Raw genomic sequence first — 18,237 nt, forward strand, 5'->3', positions numbered from 1 at the left:
AAGCTTGCGCGCCCGGCAGTCACTGGGCTGACACCTTCTCACTTTCAGGAACCTGCAATGTTGACCACGTTCCCGCAACTGCTGCTCAAGCATGCCGCCGAGCGCCCCAATGCCCCGGCCCTGCGCGAAAAAGAATATGGCATCTGGCAAACCCACAGCTGGGCCGACCTGGTGCGCCTGGTCGAACAGGTAGCGGCCGGCCTGCACCTGGCGGGCCTGAAGCGCCATGAACACATGGTGGTGGTGGGCGCGAATCGCCCCCGCCTGTACGCCACCATGCTGGCCGCCCAGTCTCTGGGCGCCATCCCCGTGCCGCTGTACCAGGACGCGGTGGCGGCCGAGTGCATCTTCCCGCTCAACAACGCCGAGGTGCGCTTTTGCCTGGTGGAAGACCAGGAGCAGGTGGACAAGCTGCTCGAAATCCGCGAGCAATGCCCGCAGATTTCCAACATCTTCTTTGACGACCCCCGCGGGCTGCGCAATTACGCAGAGCCCGGCCTGGCTTCGCTGGATGCCCTGATCGAGTCCGGCAAGGCCTTTGCGGCAAAGAACCCCGGCTGGTTCAAGGCCGAGGTGGCCAAGGCCCAGCCTGGCGACGTGGCTGCAATGTTCTTCACCTCCGGCACCACGGGCAACCCCAAGGGCGTGGTCCACACCCACAGCACGCTGCTGGACCGCGCCAGCGCGGGCGCCGAGTTCGACAAGCTCACCAGCAGCGAAGAAGTGCTGGCCTACCTGCCACCCGCCTGGATCGGCCAGAACATCTTCAGCTATGCCCAGTGGCTGGCCTGCGGCTACGTGGTCAACTGCCCCGAGTCGGCCAGCACGGTAACCATCGATCTGAAGGAAGTGGGCCCCACCTACTACTTTGCGCCACCGCGCATCTTTGAAGGTCTGCTCACCAGCGTGATGATCCGCATGGAAGACGCTGGCACCCTCAAGCGCAAGATGTTCGAGGCCTGCATGCGCGTCGCCAAACGCGTGGGCCCCGCCCTCATGGATGGCGAGCCCGTGGGCACCCTCGACCGCATCAAGTACGCATTGGGCAATGTGCTGGTGTACGGCCCGCTGCGCAACAACCTCGGTTTCAGCCGCGTGCGCGTGGCCTACACGGCGGGCGAGGCCATCGGGCCCGACCTGTTCACCTTCTACCGCTCCATCGGCATCAATTTGAAGCAGCTGTACGGCTCCACCGAAACCGCCGTGTTCGTCTGCCTGCAGCCCGACAACCAGGCGCGCGCCGACACGGTGGGCGTGCCAATTCGCGGTGTGGAAATCAAGGTGGCCGACAACGGCGAGATCCTGGTCAAGTCGGCCGGGCTGCTCAAGGAGTACTACAAGAACCCGGCCGCCACGGCCGAGGTGCTGACGGCCGACGGCTGGTACCACACCAGCGATGCGGGCTTTCTGGACGCCCACGGCCACCTCAAGATCATCGACCGCGTCAAGGACGTGGGCCGCATCATGGGCGGCGCCAACGACGGCGCCATGTTTGCGCCCAAGTACGTGGAGAACAAGCTCAAGTTCTTCCCGCACATCAAGGAGGTGGTGGCCCTGGGCGACAAGCGTGAGAAGGTCTGCGTGATGGTCAACATCGACTTCGACGCCGTGGGCAACTGGGCCGAGCGCCGCAACCTGCCCTACGCTGGCTACACCGACCTGGCCCAAAAACCCGAGGTGTACGAACTGATCCGCGAGTGCATCGAGAAGGTGAACGCCGACCTGGCCACCGACACCATGCTGGCTGGCAGCCAGGTGAGCCGCTTCCTGGTGCTGCACAAGGAGCTGGACGCCGACGACGGCGAACTCACCCGCACCAACAAGGTCCGCCGGGGCTTCATTGCCGACAAGTACGGCGTGCTGGTGGATGCGCTGTACGCAGGCCGCACCGAGCAGTACATCGAGACCCAGGTCAAGTTCGAGGACGGCCGCACCGGCAGCGTGAGCGCCACGCTCAAGCTGTCGGACACGAAGACATTTGCGCCTGTGAAGAGTGCCGCATGAAGCCCGCGCTCTACCCGCTGGAGAAGCCCCCCACCATGACCACTAAAAAGATCGGCGACGTCATCCTCGACGTCAAGAACATCAGCCTCCGGTTTGGCGGCGTGAAGGCGCTCACCGACATCTCCTTTAACGTCAAGGAGCATGAGATCCGCGCCATCATCGGCCCCAACGGCGCAGGCAAAAGCTCCATGCTCAACTGCATCAACGGCGTGTACACGCCGTCCGAGGGCTCCATCACCTTCCGGGGCAAGACGTTTGACCACATGAACTCGCGCCAGGTGGCCGAGATGGGCGTGGCGCGCACGTTCCAGAACCTGGCGCTGTTCAAGGGCATGAGCGTGATCGACAACATCATGACCGGCCGCAACCTCAAAATCAAAAGCAACCTGCTGATGCAGGCGCTGCGCATCGGCCCGGCCGAGCGCGAGGAAATCCGCCACCGCGAATACGTCGAGCACATCATTGACTTCCTGGAAATCCAGGCCTACCGCAAGACACCCGTGGGCCAGCTGCCCTACGGCCTGCAAAAGCGCGTGGACCTGGGCCGCGCCCTGGCCATGGAGCCGCAGGTGCTGCTGCTGGACGAGCCCATGGCCGGCATGAACGTGGAAGAAAAGCAGGACATGTGCCGCTTCATCCTGGACGTGAACGACGAGTTCGGCACCACCATCGTGCTGATCGAACACGACATGGGCGTGGTGATGGACATCAGCGACCGCGTGGTGGTGCTGGACTACGGCAAGAAGATCGGCGACGGCAGCCCCGACGAAGTGCGCAGCAACGAAGACGTGATCAGTGCCTATCTCGGCACCTCGCACTGATCAGGAGAAGACAACATGGCATTCTTTCTTGAAACACTGATCGGCGGCCTGATGGCCGGCATGCTGTATTCGCTGGTGGCGCTGGGCTTTGTGCTGATCTACAAGGCCTCGGGCGTGTTCAACTTTGCGCAGGGCGCCATGGTGCTGTTCGCAGCGCTGGCCATGGCCCGTTTTGCCGAGTGGATCCCCAAGTGGACGGGCATCAGCAGCCCCATCGTGGCCAACCTGGCGGCCTTTGTGATCGCAGGCGCCATCATGTTTGTGGTGGCCTGGCTGATTGAAAAACTGGTGCTGCGCCACCTCGTGAACCAGGAGGGCGCCACGCTGCTCATGGCCACGCTGGGCATCACCTACTTCATGGAAGGCCTGGGCCAGACGCTGTTCGGCAGCGACATCTACAAGATCGATGTGGGCATGCCCAAGGAGCCGATCTTTGCGCTGGAGTCCATGTTCCAGGGCGGCATCCTGATCAACAAGGAAGACGTGATTGCCGCCGCCATTGCCGCCGCGCTGGTGGCCCTGCTGTCGGTGTTCTTCCAGAAGACTTCCACCGGCCGCGCGCTGCGCGCCGTGGCCGACGACCACCAGGCCGCCCAGTCCATCGGCATTCCGCTCAACCGCATCTGGGTGATCGTGTGGTGCGTGGCCGGTGTCGTGGCCCTGGTGGCCGGGATGATCTGGGGCAGCAAGCTGGGTGTGCAGTTCTCATTGACCACGGTGGCGCTGCGTGCGCTGCCCGTGGTGATCCTGGGCGGCCTCACTTCGGTGCCCGGCGCCATCATCGGCGGGCTGATCATCGGCGTGGGCGAGAAGCTCTCCGAGGTGTACCTGGGCCCCTTCGTGGGCGGCGGCATCGAGATCTGGTTTGCGTATGTGCTGGCGCTGGTGTTCCTTCTGTTCAGGCCTCAAGGTCTGTTCGGGGAGAAGATCATTGACCGCGTGTAACCCATAACAACAAGAACAGGAGACTTCCATGCTCTACCGCGAAAACGGCCAGTTCAAGACGAGCTACCGCGCCGATCAGCAGATCTTTCCGATCGCGCAGGATCGCATTGCCATCGGCATCATCCTGGCCATTGCCTTCATCGCCGTGCCCATGCTGGCCAGCGACTACATCTTCCGCGCCATCCTGATCCCCTTTGTCATCATGGCGCTGGCGGCCCTGGGGGTGAACATCCTGGTGGGCTACTGCGGGCAGATCTCGCTGGGCTCGGGCGCCTTCATGGCCGTGGGAGCCTACGGCGCCTACAACTTCTTCGTGCGCTTTCCAGGCATGCCGCTGATCCCTGCACTGATCCTGGGCGGCCTGTGCGCCACGTTCTTCGGCATCCTGTTCGGGCTGCCCAGCCTGCGCGTCAAGGGGCTATACCTGGCCGTGGCGACGCTGGCGGCGCAGTTCTTCAGCGACTGGATGTTCCTGCGCATCAAGTGGTTCACCAACAACTCCGACTCGGGGTCGGTGTCGGTCAACAACCTGCAGGTGCTGGGCATGCCCATTGAAAGCGCCACCAGCAAATACCTTTTCTGCCTGGCGTTGCTGGTCATCGTGGCCCTGCTGGCCAAGAACCTGGTGCGTGGCGCCATTGGCCGCGAGTGGATGGCGATTCGCGACATGGACGTGGCCGCGGCCGTGATCGGCATCCGCCCCATGTACGCCAAGCTCAGCGCGTTTGCGGTCAGCTCGTTCATCGTGGGCATGGCCGGCGCACTGTGGGCCTTTGTGCACCTGGGCGCGTGGGAGCCGGCAGCCTTCTCGGTGGAAATATCGTTCCGCCTGCTGTTCATGGTGATCATCGGCGGGCTGGGCTCGATCATGGGTGGCTTCTTTGGTGCGGCCTTCATCGTGGTGCTGCCCATCGTGCTCAACCAGTTCCTGCCGGCCTTCATGGGGCTCTTTGGCATCGAGGTGTCCACGGCGGGCGTCTCGCATGCCGAGCTGATGATCTTCGGTGCGCTGATCGTGTGGTTCCTCATCGTCGAGCCCCACGGCCTGGCCAAGTTGTGGTCCACCGCCAAGCAGAAGCTGCGCCTGTGGCCCTTCCCCCATTGACCGGACGGCACTGCAGGAAACCCCTTACTCGCAAGTCCCGATACGTGCCTGTCGCATTGCCGCGTTAACTGTCTATCTGTCCTGTTTTTTCCCGTGCTTCAACACATTCATCCAAAGGAGACATCCATGAAGCTTTCGAAAATCGTGATCGCCGCTGCGGTGGTTGCTGCCGGTGCATCGTCCATCGCGACGAGCGCTTTCGCACAAGCCAAGGAGCAGTTCTTCCCGCTGCTGTCGTACCGCACAGGCCCCTACGCGCCCAACGGCGTGCCATGGGCCAACGGCAAGCAGGATTACATCAAGATGATCAATGCCCGCGATGGCGGCATCAATGGTGTGAAGCTGACTTTTGAAGAATGTGAAACGGGCTACGCCACGGACCGTGGCGTGGAATGCTATGAGCGCCTCAAGAGCCGCCCCGGCGTGTCGCTGTTCGACCCCCAGGCCACCGGCATCACGTTTGCGCTGACCGAAAAAGCCCCCGTGGACAAGATTCCGCTGATGACACTGGGCTACGGCCTGTCGGTGGCGCAGGACGGCCAGGCGTTCAAGTGGAACTTCCCATTCATGGGCAGCTACTGGACCGGCGCCGACATCCTGATCCAGCACATTGGCAAGGCCAACGGCGGTCTGGACAAGCTCAAGGGCAAGAAGATTGCGCTGGTGTACCACGACAGCCCGTTCGGCAAGGAGCCTATCCCGCTGCTGCAAGAGCGCGCCAAGATGCACGGCTTTGAGCTGCAGATGCTGCCTGTGACAGCCCCTGGCGTGGAGCAGAAGGCCACCTGGCTGCAAGTGCGCCAGAGCCGCCCCGACTACGTGCTGCTGTGGGGCTGGGGCGTGATGAACTCCACCGCCCTGAAGGAAGCCCAGGCCACTGGCTACCCCCGCGACAAGATGTATGGCGTGTGGTGGGCTGGTGCCGAGCCCGATGTGCGTGACGTGGGCGAAGGCGCCAAGGGCTACAACGCGCTGGCCCTGAACACCTCGGGCCAGCAGCCCAAGGTGATCCAGGACATCCTGAAGAACGTGCACGACAAGGGCCAGGGCACGGGACCCAAGGACGAAGTGGGCTCGGTGTTGTACACCCGTGGCGTGATCATCCAGATGCTGGCCGTTGAATCGGTGCGCCGCGCGCAGGAGCGTTTTGGCAAGGGCAAGGTCATGACTGGCGAACAAGTGCGCTGGGGCATGGAAAACCTGGCCCTGGACCAGAAGAAGCTGGACGCGCTGGGCTTTGGCGGCGTGATGCGTCCGCTGTCCACCAGCTGCGCCGACCACATGGGCTCCACCTGGGCGCGCGTGCACACCTGGGATGGCAGCAAGTGGAACTTCTCGTCCGACTGGTACCAGGCCGATGAGCAGATCCTCAAGCCCATGGTCAAGGCCGGTGCGGACAAGTACCTGGCCGACAAGAAGATGACGCGCCGGGATGCGGCGGATTGCCAGAGCTAAGCACATCCCCCTGAGCGGCTTTGCCGCTTCCCCCTTCTCTCTTAGCGCTGCGCGCTGCGGGAAGGGGGACGCCGCCAGCGCGGCGGGGCGGCCCTTGCGCGGTGGCACTGGCCTGGGCAGCGACCGTTTCAAGGGCCAATGAACAGCGGTTGCCTCTTTGGCAGCCGCCAATCCAAAGGGTTGTGCAACAACCCTTTGGATTGGTACAGGAAGGCAAGACCATGGACTCCAACAGCAATATCGTTCTCAACGTCAACGGCATCGAGGTCATCTACAACCACGTGATCCTGGTGCTCAAGGGCGTCTCCCTGCAGGTGCGCGAGGGCTCCATCGTGGCCATTCTGGGCGGCAATGGCGCAGGCAAGACCACCACACTGCGGGCCATCTCCAACCTGCTGCAGGGGGAGCGCGGCGCGGTCACCAAGGGCTCCATCGAGCTGCGTGGCGAGCGCATCGAGAACCTGTCGCCCGCCGACCTGGTGCAGCGTGGCGTGGTGCAGGTGATGGAGGGGCGGCATTGCTTTGCCCACCTGACGATCGAAGAGAACCTGATGACAGGCTCCTACACCCGCACCAGCAAGGCCGAAATCGCGGCCAACCTGGAAAAGGTCTACAACTACTTTCCGCGCCTCAAGACGCGCCGCACCTCGCAGGCGGCCTACACCTCGGGTGGCGAGCAGCAGATGTGCGCCATCGGCCGCGCGCTCATGGCCAACCCCAGCATGGTGCTGCTGGACGAGCCCTCCATGGGCCTGGCCCCACAGATCGTGGAGGAGGTGTTCAACATCGTGAAGGATCTGAACACCAAGGAGAAGGTCACCTTCCTGCTGGCCGAGCAGAACACCAACATGGCCCTCAAGTATTCGGACTACGGCTACATCATGGAAAGCGGCCGCGTGGTGATGGACGGCGCCGCGAGCGACCTGGCCAACAACGAGGACGTCAAGGAGTTCTACCTGGGCGTGGGCGGCGGCGAGCGCAAGAGTTTCAAGGATGTCAAAAGCTACAAGCGGCGCAAGCGCTGGTTGGCCTGACATGCCCCCTGTGTCGCCTTCAGCGCCTTCCCCCTCAGGGGGACGCCACCAGCGCGGCGGGGCGGCCCTTGCGCGGTGGCGCTGGCCTCGGGCGCGCCAGTTTTCAAGGCAACACCCTTCTCGAACCCAGTTTCAACAACTCCTGTTTTTATAGCTACTTACGCTTGATGGAAAAGCGCTAGAGGCATATTTCACTCAAACAACCTCACAAGGAAACCCAGGCATGAGCACGTTCTATGACGCCCTGGAAACGCGCAGCCCCGCCGAGCGCGAAGCGGCCTTGATGGCGGCGCTGCCGCAGCAGATCGCCCATGCCCAGAAGGCGTCACCCGCCTTTGCCAGCATCCTGGCGGGCGTGGATGCTTCGACTGTCACCAGCCGCGACGCGCTGGCGCAATTACCCGTCACGCGCAAATACGAGCTGCTGGAGCGGCAGCAGGCGGGCCGCGCGGCCAATGTGTTTGGTGGCTTCAGCGCGCTGAACTTCGGGCCCGGCATGACCCGCGTGTTCGCCAGCCCCGGCACCATCTACGAGCCCGAGGGCACACGGCGTGACTACTGGCGCATGGCGCGCGCGATCCACGCAGCGGGCTTTCGCAGCGGCGAGCTGATCCACAACAGCTTCAGCTACCACTTTGTGCCTGCGGGTTCGATGATGGAGACCGGCGCCCACGCGCTGGGCTGCACCGTCTTCCCCGGTGGCACGGGCCAGACCGAGCAGCAGGTGCAGGCCATGGCCGAGCTGAAGCCTGCGGGCTACATCGGCACGCCCAGTTTTCTGAAAATCATCGTCGAGAAGGCTGCAGAGATGGGCGTGGCGCTGCCCACCGTCACCAAGGCCCTGGTGTCGGGCGAGGCCTTTCCGCCCTCGCTGCGCGACTGGTTTGCCGAGCGTGGCATCGCGGGCTACCAGTGCTATGCCACCGCCGACCTGGGCCTGATTGCGTATGAAACCTCGGCCCGCGAAGGCCTGGTGCTGGATGAAGGCGTGATCGTCGAGATCGTGCGTCCCGGCACGGGCGACCCCGTGCCCGAGGGTGAGGTGGGCGAGCTGGTCATCACCACGCTCAACCCTGACTACCCGCTGATCCGCTTTGGTACTGGCGACCTGTCGGCGGTGCTGCCGGGCCAGTGCCCCACCGGCCGCACCAACACCCGCATCAAGGGCTGGATGGGCCGGGCTGACCAGACCACCAAGGTGCGCGGAATGTTCGTGCACCCCGGCCAGATCGCCACCATCGCGCGGCGCTTTCCACAGGTGCAGCGTGCCCGGCTCGTGGTCAGCGGCGAGATGGCCAACGACCAGATGGTGCTGCAGGTGGAGACCACCGAAACCGCCGAGGGCCTGGCCCACCAGCTCAGCGACGCCATCCGCGAAGTGACCAAGCTGCGCGGCGAGGTGCAGATGGTGCCCCCGGGCACACTGCCCAACGATGGCAAGGTCATCGAAGACGCGCGCAGCTACAAGTAGCCCCTGAGAGCCCGCTGACGTTCTCGCAGGGGCCGCAGGGGCCGCAGGAGCGCTGCGTGAGCCGGTGCTGGCAGCGCCGGCAACGCATGCTGGCGCCCAAAAGATGTGCATGCACATCAATGGCCAGGACATCGCGCCAGCCCTTGCGACAGCGCAAAACATGTCCACTTTGCGCGCCGGGGTACCGCAGTGTTTACCCTTACAAATGCTATCTTTTGAATAGCATTTAAGTCAATAAATATCTGCGCTACAGGCCTCTTTGGCTTAAAGACCATATGGCTTGTGTGCTACGTACTATCCGCAATGTTGCCGGAAATACCCCTCGCTATCATGGCCCGTCATTTACAGGAGCACCCATGAAAACAACGCTGAAACTCGCCCTCGTCGCTGCCGCTGCAGTGGCCGCCTTTGGCGCCCATGCGCAGGATTTCCCCGCCAAGGACAAGACAGTCACCCTGGTGGTGCCCTTTGCGGCGGGTGGCCCCACCGACCGTGTGGCGCGCGACCTGGCCGAGGCGCTGCGCAAGCCTTTGGGCGCGACCGTTGTGGTGGACAACACCGCCGGCGCAGGCAGCTCGATCGGTGCCGCCCGTGTAGCCCGCGCCACACCCGATGGCTACACGCTGCTGCTCAACCACATCGGCATGTCCACCATGCCTGCGCTGTACCGCAAGCTGTCGTTCAGCGTACCCAACGACTTTGAATACCTGGGCATGGTCAACGAAGTGCCCATGACGCTGATCGCTCGCCCCACCATGCCCGCCAACAACTTCAAGGAGTTGACGGCCTGGATCCAGCAGAACAAGGGCAAGATCAACCTGGGCAACGCGGGCCTGGGCGCGGCCTCGCACCTGTGCGGACTGATGTTCAAGTCCGCCCTGCAGACGGACATGACGGATGTGCCTTACAAGGGCACGGCCCCTGCCATCACCGACCTGATTGGCGGCCAGATTGACCTGCTATGCGACCAGACCACCAACACCACCAGCCAGATCGAAGGCAAGAAGGTCAAGGCCTATGCCGTGACCACCGCCAAGCGCCTGACCACGCCCGCGCTCAAGGACCTGCCCACCCTGGCCGAATCCGGTCTGAAGGACTTCAACGTGAGCATCTGGCACGGCCTGTACGCCCCCAAGGGCACTCCAGCCGATGTGCAGAAGAAGATCAACGAAGCCCTCAAGGTCGCACTGAAGGACCCGGAGTTCATCAAGAAGCAGGAGGCCCTGGGCGCCGTGGTCATCACCGACAAGCGCATCGATGGCCCGGAACACAAGAAGTTTGTGGCGGCTGAGATCGACAAGTGGGGCGCCGTCATCAAGGCCGCTGGCACCTACGCGGACTGATGCTCCCGCACCCGGCAGGGCTCTGAACGCAGCCCTGTCAGCCCCCAAAAAAGCCGCCGCGTTGCGGCTTTTTTCATGGGTGCGTGGTGGGTTATTGATCGCACCATGCGCAAGATATAGCGCCTGGCAGATGCCCTGCGCCGACAGGATTGGGGTTATCCATCTGCCTCCACTGCGCCAACGCGCGTAGAACCAGGGCAGACCTTTCTCCTCCCCCCGACATCAAGGATCGATCTCCATGGCACGCACTCCCCTCCACGCACCCACTCGCCCATCCGGCGCGACAGTCGCCGTGCACCCACTTCGTGCGCGACGTCGACAGGCGCTGACCCTGGGCGCCAGTGCGCTGGCACTGGCCTGCGCGGCGGCGCTGCTGCCCACCATGGCGCGCGCCCAGGGGGCATGGCCCACCAAGCCGGTGCGCATCGTCGTGCCCTTTGCGCCCGGTGGCACGACCGACATCCTGGCCCGCGCCATGGCGCCCGAGCTGTCCAAGGCCTTCGGCCAGCAGTTCATCGTGGACAACCGTGCCGGCGCCGGCGGCAATGTGGGCGCGGAGATCGTCGCCAAGTCGCCCGGCGACGGCTACACGCTGTTGATGGGCACCGTGGGCACCCACGGCATCAACCGTGCGCTGTACGCGAAGCTGCCGTACGACCCCATCAAGGACTTTGTGCCCATCACCATGGTGGCGGCTGTTCCCAATGTGATGGTGATGAATGCCGACAAGGCCAAGGCCCAGGGCATTCACAACGTGCAGGATTTCATCCGGGTGGCCAAGGCCAACCCCGGCAAGATGAACATGGCCTCCAGCGGCAACGGCACGTCGATCCATCTGGCCGGCGAGCTGTTCAAAAGCATGACCGGCACCTTCATGCTGCACCTGCCCTACCGTGGCTCAGGCCCGGCGCTCATGGACATGGTGGCGGGCAATGCGGACGTGATGTTCGACAACCTGCCCTCGTCCATGGCGCAGATCAAGGCCGGCAAGCTCACCGCGCTGGCCGTGACCAGCTCCGAGCGCTCGGGCGCCCTGCCCGATGTGCCCACCGTGGAGCAGGCGGGCGGCCCCACACTCAAGGGCTACGAAGCCAGTTCCTGGTTCGGTCTGCTGGCCCCGGCGGGCACACCCGCCGACATCGTCAACCGCATTCAGCAGGAAGTCGCCAAGTCACTGGCCACGCCCGCCATGAAGGAGCGGCTGCTGGCACAAGGCGCCATCCCCGGCGGCAACACCCCGGCCGAATTTGCCAAGCACATCGACAACGAGCACAAGAAGTGGGCGCAGGTGGTGAAGACGTCGGGGGCCAAGGTGGATTGATGGTTGGCGCCACCGCATCAGCCGTGGCGCGAGCATGGGCTGCGACGCCTGGGGACCGCACGCAGCCAGGCCTGACAACGCTGGTGAGCGGCAGACGCACTCGCGATCAGGTCACACACCCCACACCACATCCACATCCGCCGCAGCACTGCGCTTGAGCATCTCGATGAACGGCGCAGCACGCTGGCGCAGGCGCACGGCCTCGTTGATTTCTTCAACCGCAGCCTCATCGTTTTCCTGCGCTTCGGGCTGCGCTTCGTCGGCGATCACGGCCGCCTCCAGCGCGGCAATGGCGCCGGGGATCTGGGCAGCGGTCACGATGCCGCTGGCGCCGGGTGTCTTGCCGATGATGGTCACGATCTGGCGCCCCTGGGGTTCGAGCATGATCAGGTCGGCGGTGGCGCGGGATTTGAATTTGTAGAGCATGGTCAAGGCCTATCGGAAGAGATTGCCAGGGTCCGCATACATGTAGTCGCGGGTGAACGGATAGCTCGATTGTGCGCCGGACAAAAGGCCTCTGGCCGTGTCGCCATCCGGCTTGATGGCCAGCATCTGGTGCAGCGCCATCCAGCCACGTTCAAAACCCAGGGCGCTGCCCGCAAGGTACAGGCGGTACGCACGCAAGACCTTATCACCCTGCTCCTCCCCTCCTTGTGCGACCAGCACCTCACGGGCTGCAGGCAATCGGGCTTCGAGCCCGTCGGACCACGCCCACAGCGTGCGCGCATAGTGCGGGCGCAGGTTCTCGGTGTCCACCATCTCCAGGCCCGCGCGCGCCATGTCGTGCAACACCGCGCTCACATGCAACAGCTCGCCGCCGGGGAAGATGTACTGCTCGATAAAGTCACCCATGCCTGCGCCCAGCTGCGCGTTGTCTGCGCCCCCGGCCGTGATGCCGTGGTTCAGCACCAGCCCGCCCGGGCGCAGCAGGCGGGCCACGGTTTCAAAGTAACGCAGCATCTGTGCGCGGCCCACATGCTCGAACATGCCCACCGAGGCGATCTTGTCGAAGGGCTGCTCCACCTGTAGCTCGCGGTAATCCACCAATTGCATGCGCACGCGCCCCTGCAGCCCACGCTCTTCAATGCGCCGCTGCACATGCGCATGCTGGTTGCGCGACAGCGTGATGCCCGTGGCATCCACGCCGTAGTGCTCAGCCGCCCACAGCAGCAGGCCGCCCCAGCCCGCGCCAATGTCCAGAAACCGATCCCCCGGTTGCAGCTGCAGCTTGCGGCAAGTGTGGTCGAGCTTGGCCTCCTGCGCCTGGGCCAGCGTCAGGTCTGGGGACCGGTAGTACGCACACGAATACACGCGGCGCGGGTCCAGCCACAGCGCGTAGAAGTCGTCCGACAGGTCGTAATGGAACTGCACATGCCGCGCGTCATGCGCCAGCGTGTGCACCGCCATCGACCGCGCGCGTGCCAGCACCCGCTGCCACCAGCCGTGGTGCTGGTCGCGGGCCGGGTCGCGGGTCAACAGGCCCGCGGCGGCGGCCATCAGGTCGCGCATGCCGCCTTCCAGCGCCACGCGCCCCTCGACGATGGCAGCCCCCACATTGCCGATCTCGCCCGTGGCCAGCGCCACCAGGGCCATGCGGTCGCGAAAGCGCAAGGTGACGGCGGGCTCGGACGCGCCCAGTCGCTGGCCCGCAGGCAACTGGACTGCCATCGGCACCGGCAAGGCCGCCAGCCGCCCCTCCAAGGTGTGCAGCAAGTGCTTCATGCAGCGCATCTTGAAAAATTTGCTGCACTGCGTCAACACCCCGCAATGGCATCAGGGGTTTCGCCGGGAAGGCCCCATTGACAGCGTTTTGTTTAAGCCTAAACTATTTTGGCATGAACATCCTCTGCATTGGCGGTGGGCCCGCCGGTCTCTACTTCGCCCTGCTCATGAAGCAGCAAAACCCCGCGCACCGCGTCACGGTGGTCGAACGCAACCGGCCGTTCGACACCTTCGGCTGGGGGGTGGTGCTGTCGGACCAGACGCTGGCCAACCTGCAGGCGGCCGACGCGCCCACGGCAGCCCTGATCGGCGACGCGTTCAACCACTGGGACGATATCGAGGTGTTCTTCAAGGGGCGCAGCGTGCGCTCCACCGGCCACGGCTTCTGCGGCATTGGCCGCAAGCGCCTGCTCAACATCCTGCAGGACCGGTGCCTGGCGGTGGGCGTGGAGCTGGTGTTCGAAACCGACGTGGCTGACGACCAGGCGCTGGCCGCACAGTACAACGCCGACCTGGTCATTGCCAGCGACGGCCTCAACAGCCGCATCCGCACCCGCTACGCAGCCACCTACCAGCCAGACATCGATCTGCGCCAGTGCCGCTTCGTATGGCTGGGCACCAAGAAAAAGTTCGACGCTTTTACGTTTGCTTTCGAACAGACCGAGCATGGCTGGTTCCAGGCACACGCCTACCAGTTTGACGCCGACACCTCCACCTTCATCGTCGAAACGCCCGAGGCCGTGTGGAAGGCCCACGGCCTGGACCAGATGGAGCAGCCCGAGGCCATTGCATTCTGCGAAAAGCTGTTTGCCCAATACCTGGACGGCAACGCGCTCATCAGCAACGCCACGCACCTGCGCGGTTCGGCCAACTGGATCCGCTTTCCGCGTGTGATCTGCAACACCTGGGTGCACCGCGAGACCGTTGGCGGCAAGCGTGTGCCCATCGTGCTGATGGGCGACGCAGCGCACACGGCGCATTTCTCGATTGGCAGCGGCACCAAGCTCGCACTGGAAGACGCCATCGACCTCGCCAATGAGTTCGCCACCGGCCTGCCCATCGACGAAGTGCTGCAGCACTATGAAGCGCGCCGCAGCGTGGAGGTGCTCAAGATCCAGAACGCCGCGCGCAACAGCACCGAGTGGTTTGAAAACGTGGCGCGCTACGCCGGCATGCCCGTGGAGCAGTTCACCTACTCGCTGCTCACGCGCAGCCAGCGCATCAGCCACGAGAACCTGCGGCTGCGCGATGCCGCGTGGCTGGAGGGCTATGAGGCCTGGCTCGCGGGTGGCAAGGCCGCGATTCCGCCCATGCTCACGCCGTTCACTTTGAAGGGCCTCACGCTCAAGAACCGCATCGTCGTCTCGCCCATGGCCACCTACAGCGCAGTCGAGGGCGTGCCGCAGGACTTTCACCTGGTGCACCTGGGCGCGCGCGCCCTCGGCGGCGCGGCGCTGGTGATGGTGGAGATGACCAGCCCCACGCCCGAGGGCCGCATCACCCCCGCCTGCCCCGGTCTGTGGAACGACGCACAACAAGCCGCCTTTGCGCGCGTCGTCAACTTTGTGCACGGCAGCAGCACGGCCAAGATCGGCCTGCAGCTCGGCCACAGCGGCCCCAAGGGCTCCACCCGCGTGGGCTGGGAGGGCACGGACGAGCCGCTAGAGGCGGGCAACTGGCCCCTGCTGGCCGCTAGCCCCGTCGCCTACGGCGCGCAAAACCAGACACCTGCCGCCATGACCCGCGCCGACATGGACCGCGTGACCGCCGCTTTTGTGGACAGCGCCCGCCGGGCCATGGCCTGCGGCTTTGACTGGCTGGAGCTGCACTGCGCACACGGCTACCTGCTGGCCAGCTTTTTGAGCCCCGCCACCAACCAGCGTACCGATGCATACGGCGGCAGCCTGGAGAACCGCTGCCGCTACCCGCTGGAGGTGCTGACCGCGCTGCGCGCCGTGTGGCCGGCCGACAAGCCGCTGAGCGTGCGTATCTCGGCCCACGACTGGCTCCCTGACGGAAATACTGCCGACGACGCCATCGCCATTGCGCGCTTGTTCAAGGCGGCAGGCGCAGACCTGATCGACGTGTCCTCCGGCCAGACCACGCGCGACTCGCGCCCCGTCTACGGCCGCATGTACCAGACGCCGTTTGCCGACCGCATCCGCAACGAAGTGGGCATTGCCACCATGGCGGTGGGCGCGATCACCGAGGCCGACCACGCGAACAGCATCATCGCGGCCGGCCGCGCCGACCTGTGTGCCATTGCCCGCCCCCACCTGGCCGACCCGGCCTGGACACTGCACGCTGCCGCGCAGCTGAGCCTCGTGGCCGCAGCGCACACCGACTGGCCGGTGCAGTATCACAGCGGCCGCGACCAGATGCTGCGCGAGATCGCCAAGCAAAAGCAGATGGCCGCGCTGACCGCCCCGGCGCAGGAATCCAGCAAACCCGCAGCCATCGAGTAAGCCACCATGGACCTCGAAGCCCGCCTGCACGGCGCCGCCCCCAGCGAACATCCCGAAGCCCTGCGCCTGTGGCTGCGCCTGCTTACCTGCACCCAGCTCATCGAAAAACAGGTGCGCAGCCATCTGCGCGCGCAGTTCGACACCACCTTGCCGCGCTTTGACCTGATGGCGCAGCTGGAGCGCGCGCCCGATGGCATGAAGATGAAAGAACTCTCGCGCCGCATGATGGTGACGAGCGGCAACATCACCGGCATCACCGACCAGCTCGTGGCCGAAGGCCTGGTGGAGCGCATGGACGTGGAAGGTGACCGCCGCGCGTACCTCGTGCGCCTCACGCCGCAAGGCCGCGAGCAGTTCAACACCATGGCACGCCAGCACGAGCAATGGATCGTCGAAGCCTTCGCCTCGTTGGGCGAGCGCGACATCAGCACCTTGTACCGCCTGCTGGGCAAGGTGAAAGAACACACACAAAACAATTCTCTGGAGACAGCCGAATGAAACACTTCATCGGGGCGAGCAACCCCATGCGCGAGCAGTTCAACCCGCAAGCCAGCTATGTGGCCGAGCACTTTGCCTGGACCTTTGCCGATGGTGTGGGCACCGTCACGCTCAACCGCCCGGACCGCAAGAACCCTCTCACCTTCCAGAGCTATGCCGAGCTGCGCGACTTCTTCTACGCGCTGCGCTTTGCCACCGATGTGAAAACCATCGTTGTCACGGGTGCGGGCGGCAACTTCTGCTCGGGCGGCGACGTGCACGAGATCATCGGCCCGCTCACCACCATGACCATGCCCGAACTGCTGGAGTTCACGCGCATGACGGGCGACCTGGTCAAAGCCATGCGCGCCTGCCCGCAGCCCGTGCTGGGCGCCATCGACGGCATCTGTGCCGGTGCGGGCGCGATGATGGCGCTGGCCTGCGACATGCGCTACGGCACCGAGGCCACCAAGACCGCGTTCTTGTTTACCCGCGTGGGCCTGGCCGGCGCCGACATGGGCGCCTGCGCACTGCTGCCGCGCATGATCGGCCAGGGCCGCGCCAGCGAGCTGCTGTTCACCGGCCGCGCGATGACAGCGCACGAGGGTCTCGCCTGGGGCTTCTTCAACGATCTGTATGAGAGCGCTGACCTGCTGGCCAACGTGCAGGCCACCGCGCGCGCGCTGGCCGATGGTCCCACCTTCGCCCACGGCATGACCAAGACCATGCTGAGCCAGGAGTGGAGCATGACCATCGAGCAGGCCATCGAGGCCGAGGCGCAGGCGCAGGCTATCTGCATGCAGACCGAAGACTTCCGGCGTGCGTACGAGGCGTTTGCCGCCAAGCAAAAGCCCGTGTTCCAGGGAGATTGAGCCCATGCACGTTGCAACGCCCCCGGCCCCCCGCCCGCCCTCCACGGCGCACCTGGCCCTGCCCTTCTTCGACGACGCCCACCGCGCGCTGGCCGAGGGCCTGGTGCCCTGGGCTGCCGCACAGCAGGTCGATGAAACCGACGACCGCGCCGCCTGCCGCGACTGGGTGCAGCGCCTGGGCGCGGGCGGCTGGCTGCGCTACTGTGTGCCGGCCGAGCACGGCGGCGCGCTGCCCGCACTGGACTCGCGCGCGCTGGTGCTGCTGCGCGAGACCCTAGCCTACCACTCACCGCTGGCGGACTTTGCGTTTGCGATGCAAGGACTGGGCAGCGGTGCGATCACGCTGGCGGGCAGCCCCGCGCAGCAGGCGCACTACCTGCAAGGCGTGGCGCGTGGCGAACTAATCGCTGCGTTCGCGCTGAGCGAGCCCGAGGCGGGGTCAGATGTGGGCGCTATGCAAACCATAGCTGCCAGCACAGATTCGACTAGCGCTACAGGCACTTTTTGCTTGAACGGCACCAAAACCTGGATCAGCAACGGCGGCATCGCCGACTTCTACTGCGTGTTCGCCAAGACCGACCCGAGCGGCGGCACGCGCGGCATCAGCGCCTTCATCGTCGATGCGAACACGCCGGGCCTGGACGCCTCGCGCCATATCCATGTGATGGCTCCCCACCCGCTGGCCACGCTGCAGTTCACCAACTGCAACGTGCCCGCCACCGCGCTGCTGGGCGACGAGAACGGCGGCTTCAAGCTGGCCATGCGCACGCTGGACATCTTCCGCGCATCGGTGGCCGCCGCCGCACTGGGCATGGCGCGCCGCGCACTGGCCGAGGCCGTGCACCACGCCCGCCAACGCCGCATGTTCGGCCAGACGCTGGCGGACTTCCAGCTCACCCAAGCCAAGATCGGCGAGATGGCCGCGCTGGTGGACAGCGCCGCGCTGCTCACCTACCGCGCGGCCTGGCTGCGCGACACGGGCCAGGCGCGCGTGACTGCCGAAGCGGCGATGGCCAAGATGACCGCCACTGAAAACGCCCAGCGCGTCATCGACATGGCGCTGCAGCTGCACGGCGGGCGCGGCGTGGAAGTGGGCAGCAAGGTCGAATCGCTGTACCGCGACATCCGCTCGCTGCGCATTTACGAAGGCGCCACCGAAGTGCAGCAGCTCATCATCGGTAAGGCCGTTTTGCAGGAGTAAT

Annotated in this window: 15 protein-coding genes; 13 read left to right on the top strand and 2 right to left on the bottom strand. The window is 64.9% G+C overall.

All coding sequences use genetic code 11. The features are described from left to right. Positions 1-57: 57 nt before the first annotated feature. From ACTJKQ_RS02175 to ACTJKQ_RS02215, 9 genes are all read left to right on the top strand, one after another. Positions 58-2,004, top strand: a complete 1,947-nt coding sequence (locus ACTJKQ_RS02175; RefSeq protein WP_440595855.1) for an AMP-dependent synthetase/ligase — start codon at positions 58-60, stop codon at positions 2,002-2,004. 35 nt (positions 2,005-2,039) lie between these two features. Further along, complete coding sequence (locus tag ACTJKQ_RS02180; RefSeq protein WP_056060064.1) at positions 2,040-2,825, top strand: ABC transporter ATP-binding protein; 786 nt, start codon at positions 2,040-2,042, stop codon at positions 2,823-2,825. 15 nt (positions 2,826-2,840) lie between these two features. Beyond that, complete coding sequence (locus tag ACTJKQ_RS02185; protein ID WP_056647436.1) at positions 2,841-3,770, top strand: branched-chain amino acid ABC transporter permease; 930 nt, start codon at positions 2,841-2,843, stop codon at positions 3,768-3,770. Positions 3,771-3,798: 28 nt separating this feature from the next. Then, positions 3,799-4,875 (top strand): branched-chain amino acid ABC transporter permease, encoded by a 1,077-nt coding sequence (locus tag ACTJKQ_RS02190; RefSeq protein ID WP_056059708.1) that lies wholly within the window; start codon positions 3,799-3,801, stop codon positions 4,873-4,875. A 126-nt stretch (positions 4,876-5,001) separates the two neighbouring features. Continuing rightward, a complete protein-coding gene (locus tag ACTJKQ_RS02195; RefSeq protein ID WP_056059709.1) occupies positions 5,002-6,330 on the top strand; it encodes an ABC transporter substrate-binding protein in 1,329 nt (442 codons plus the stop codon). 221 nt (positions 6,331-6,551) lie between these two features. Next, on the top strand, positions 6,552-7,364 hold the full coding sequence (locus ACTJKQ_RS02200) for an ABC transporter ATP-binding protein (RefSeq protein WP_056060067.1): 813 nt from the start codon (positions 6,552-6,554) through the stop codon (positions 7,362-7,364). 223 nt (positions 7,365-7,587) lie between these two features. Further along, entirely contained in the window at positions 7,588-8,835 is a 1,248-nt protein-coding gene (locus tag ACTJKQ_RS02205) for a phenylacetate--CoA ligase family protein (RefSeq protein WP_440595856.1), read from the top strand. A gap of 356 nt (positions 8,836-9,191) precedes the next feature. Beyond that, positions 9,192-10,178, top strand: coding sequence for a tripartite tricarboxylate transporter substrate-binding protein (locus ACTJKQ_RS02210; RefSeq protein ID WP_056059714.1), 987 nt, complete (start codon positions 9,192-9,194; stop codon positions 10,176-10,178). Between the two features lie 238 nt (positions 10,179-10,416). Then, entirely contained in the window at positions 10,417-11,499 is a 1,083-nt protein-coding gene (locus tag ACTJKQ_RS02215; protein WP_440595857.1) for a Bug family tripartite tricarboxylate transporter substrate binding protein, read from the top strand. A gap of 111 nt (positions 11,500-11,610) precedes the next feature. Here the strand turns inward: ACTJKQ_RS02215 and ACTJKQ_RS02220 are convergent, their stop codons facing one another. Next, complete coding sequence (locus tag ACTJKQ_RS02220; RefSeq protein ID WP_116750262.1) at positions 11,611-11,925, bottom strand: DUF1840 domain-containing protein; 315 nt, start codon at positions 11,923-11,925, stop codon at positions 11,611-11,613. A gap of 9 nt (positions 11,926-11,934) precedes the next feature. After that, on the bottom strand, positions 11,935-13,221 hold the full coding sequence (locus ACTJKQ_RS02225) for a class I SAM-dependent methyltransferase (RefSeq protein ID WP_440595858.1): 1,287 nt from the start codon (positions 13,219-13,221) through the stop codon (positions 11,935-11,937). Between the two features lie 113 nt (positions 13,222-13,334). Here ACTJKQ_RS02225 and ACTJKQ_RS02230 point away from each other — a divergent pair, with 113 nt between their 5' ends. The 4 genes from ACTJKQ_RS02230 to ACTJKQ_RS02245 are packed head-to-tail and all read left to right on the top strand — an operon-like array spanning position 13,335 to position 18,236. Then, positions 13,335-15,686: a bifunctional salicylyl-CoA 5-hydroxylase/oxidoreductase gene (locus ACTJKQ_RS02230; RefSeq protein WP_440595859.1), complete on the top strand. Its 2,352-nt coding sequence runs from the start codon at positions 13,335-13,337 to the stop codon at positions 15,684-15,686. Positions 15,687-15,692: 6 nt separating this feature from the next. Next, positions 15,693-16,184, top strand: a complete 492-nt coding sequence (locus ACTJKQ_RS02235) for a MarR family winged helix-turn-helix transcriptional regulator (protein ID WP_121507724.1) — start codon at positions 15,693-15,695, stop codon at positions 16,182-16,184. Then, a complete protein-coding gene (locus ACTJKQ_RS02240; RefSeq protein ID WP_440595860.1) occupies positions 16,181-17,035 on the top strand; it encodes an enoyl-CoA hydratase family protein in 855 nt (284 codons plus the stop codon). The genes ACTJKQ_RS02235 and ACTJKQ_RS02240 overlap by 4 nt, the downstream gene beginning before the upstream one ends. Before the next feature lie 4 nt (positions 17,036-17,039). After that, positions 17,040-18,236: an acyl-CoA dehydrogenase family protein gene (locus ACTJKQ_RS02245; protein ID WP_440595861.1), complete on the top strand. Its 1,197-nt coding sequence runs from the start codon at positions 17,040-17,042 to the stop codon at positions 18,234-18,236. Position 18,237 lies beyond the last annotated feature (1 nt).

Source organism: Acidovorax sp. 22279, assembly GCF_052045435.1.
Taxonomy (GTDB): Bacteria; Pseudomonadota; Gammaproteobacteria; order Burkholderiales; family Burkholderiaceae_C; genus Acidovorax; species Acidovorax delafieldii.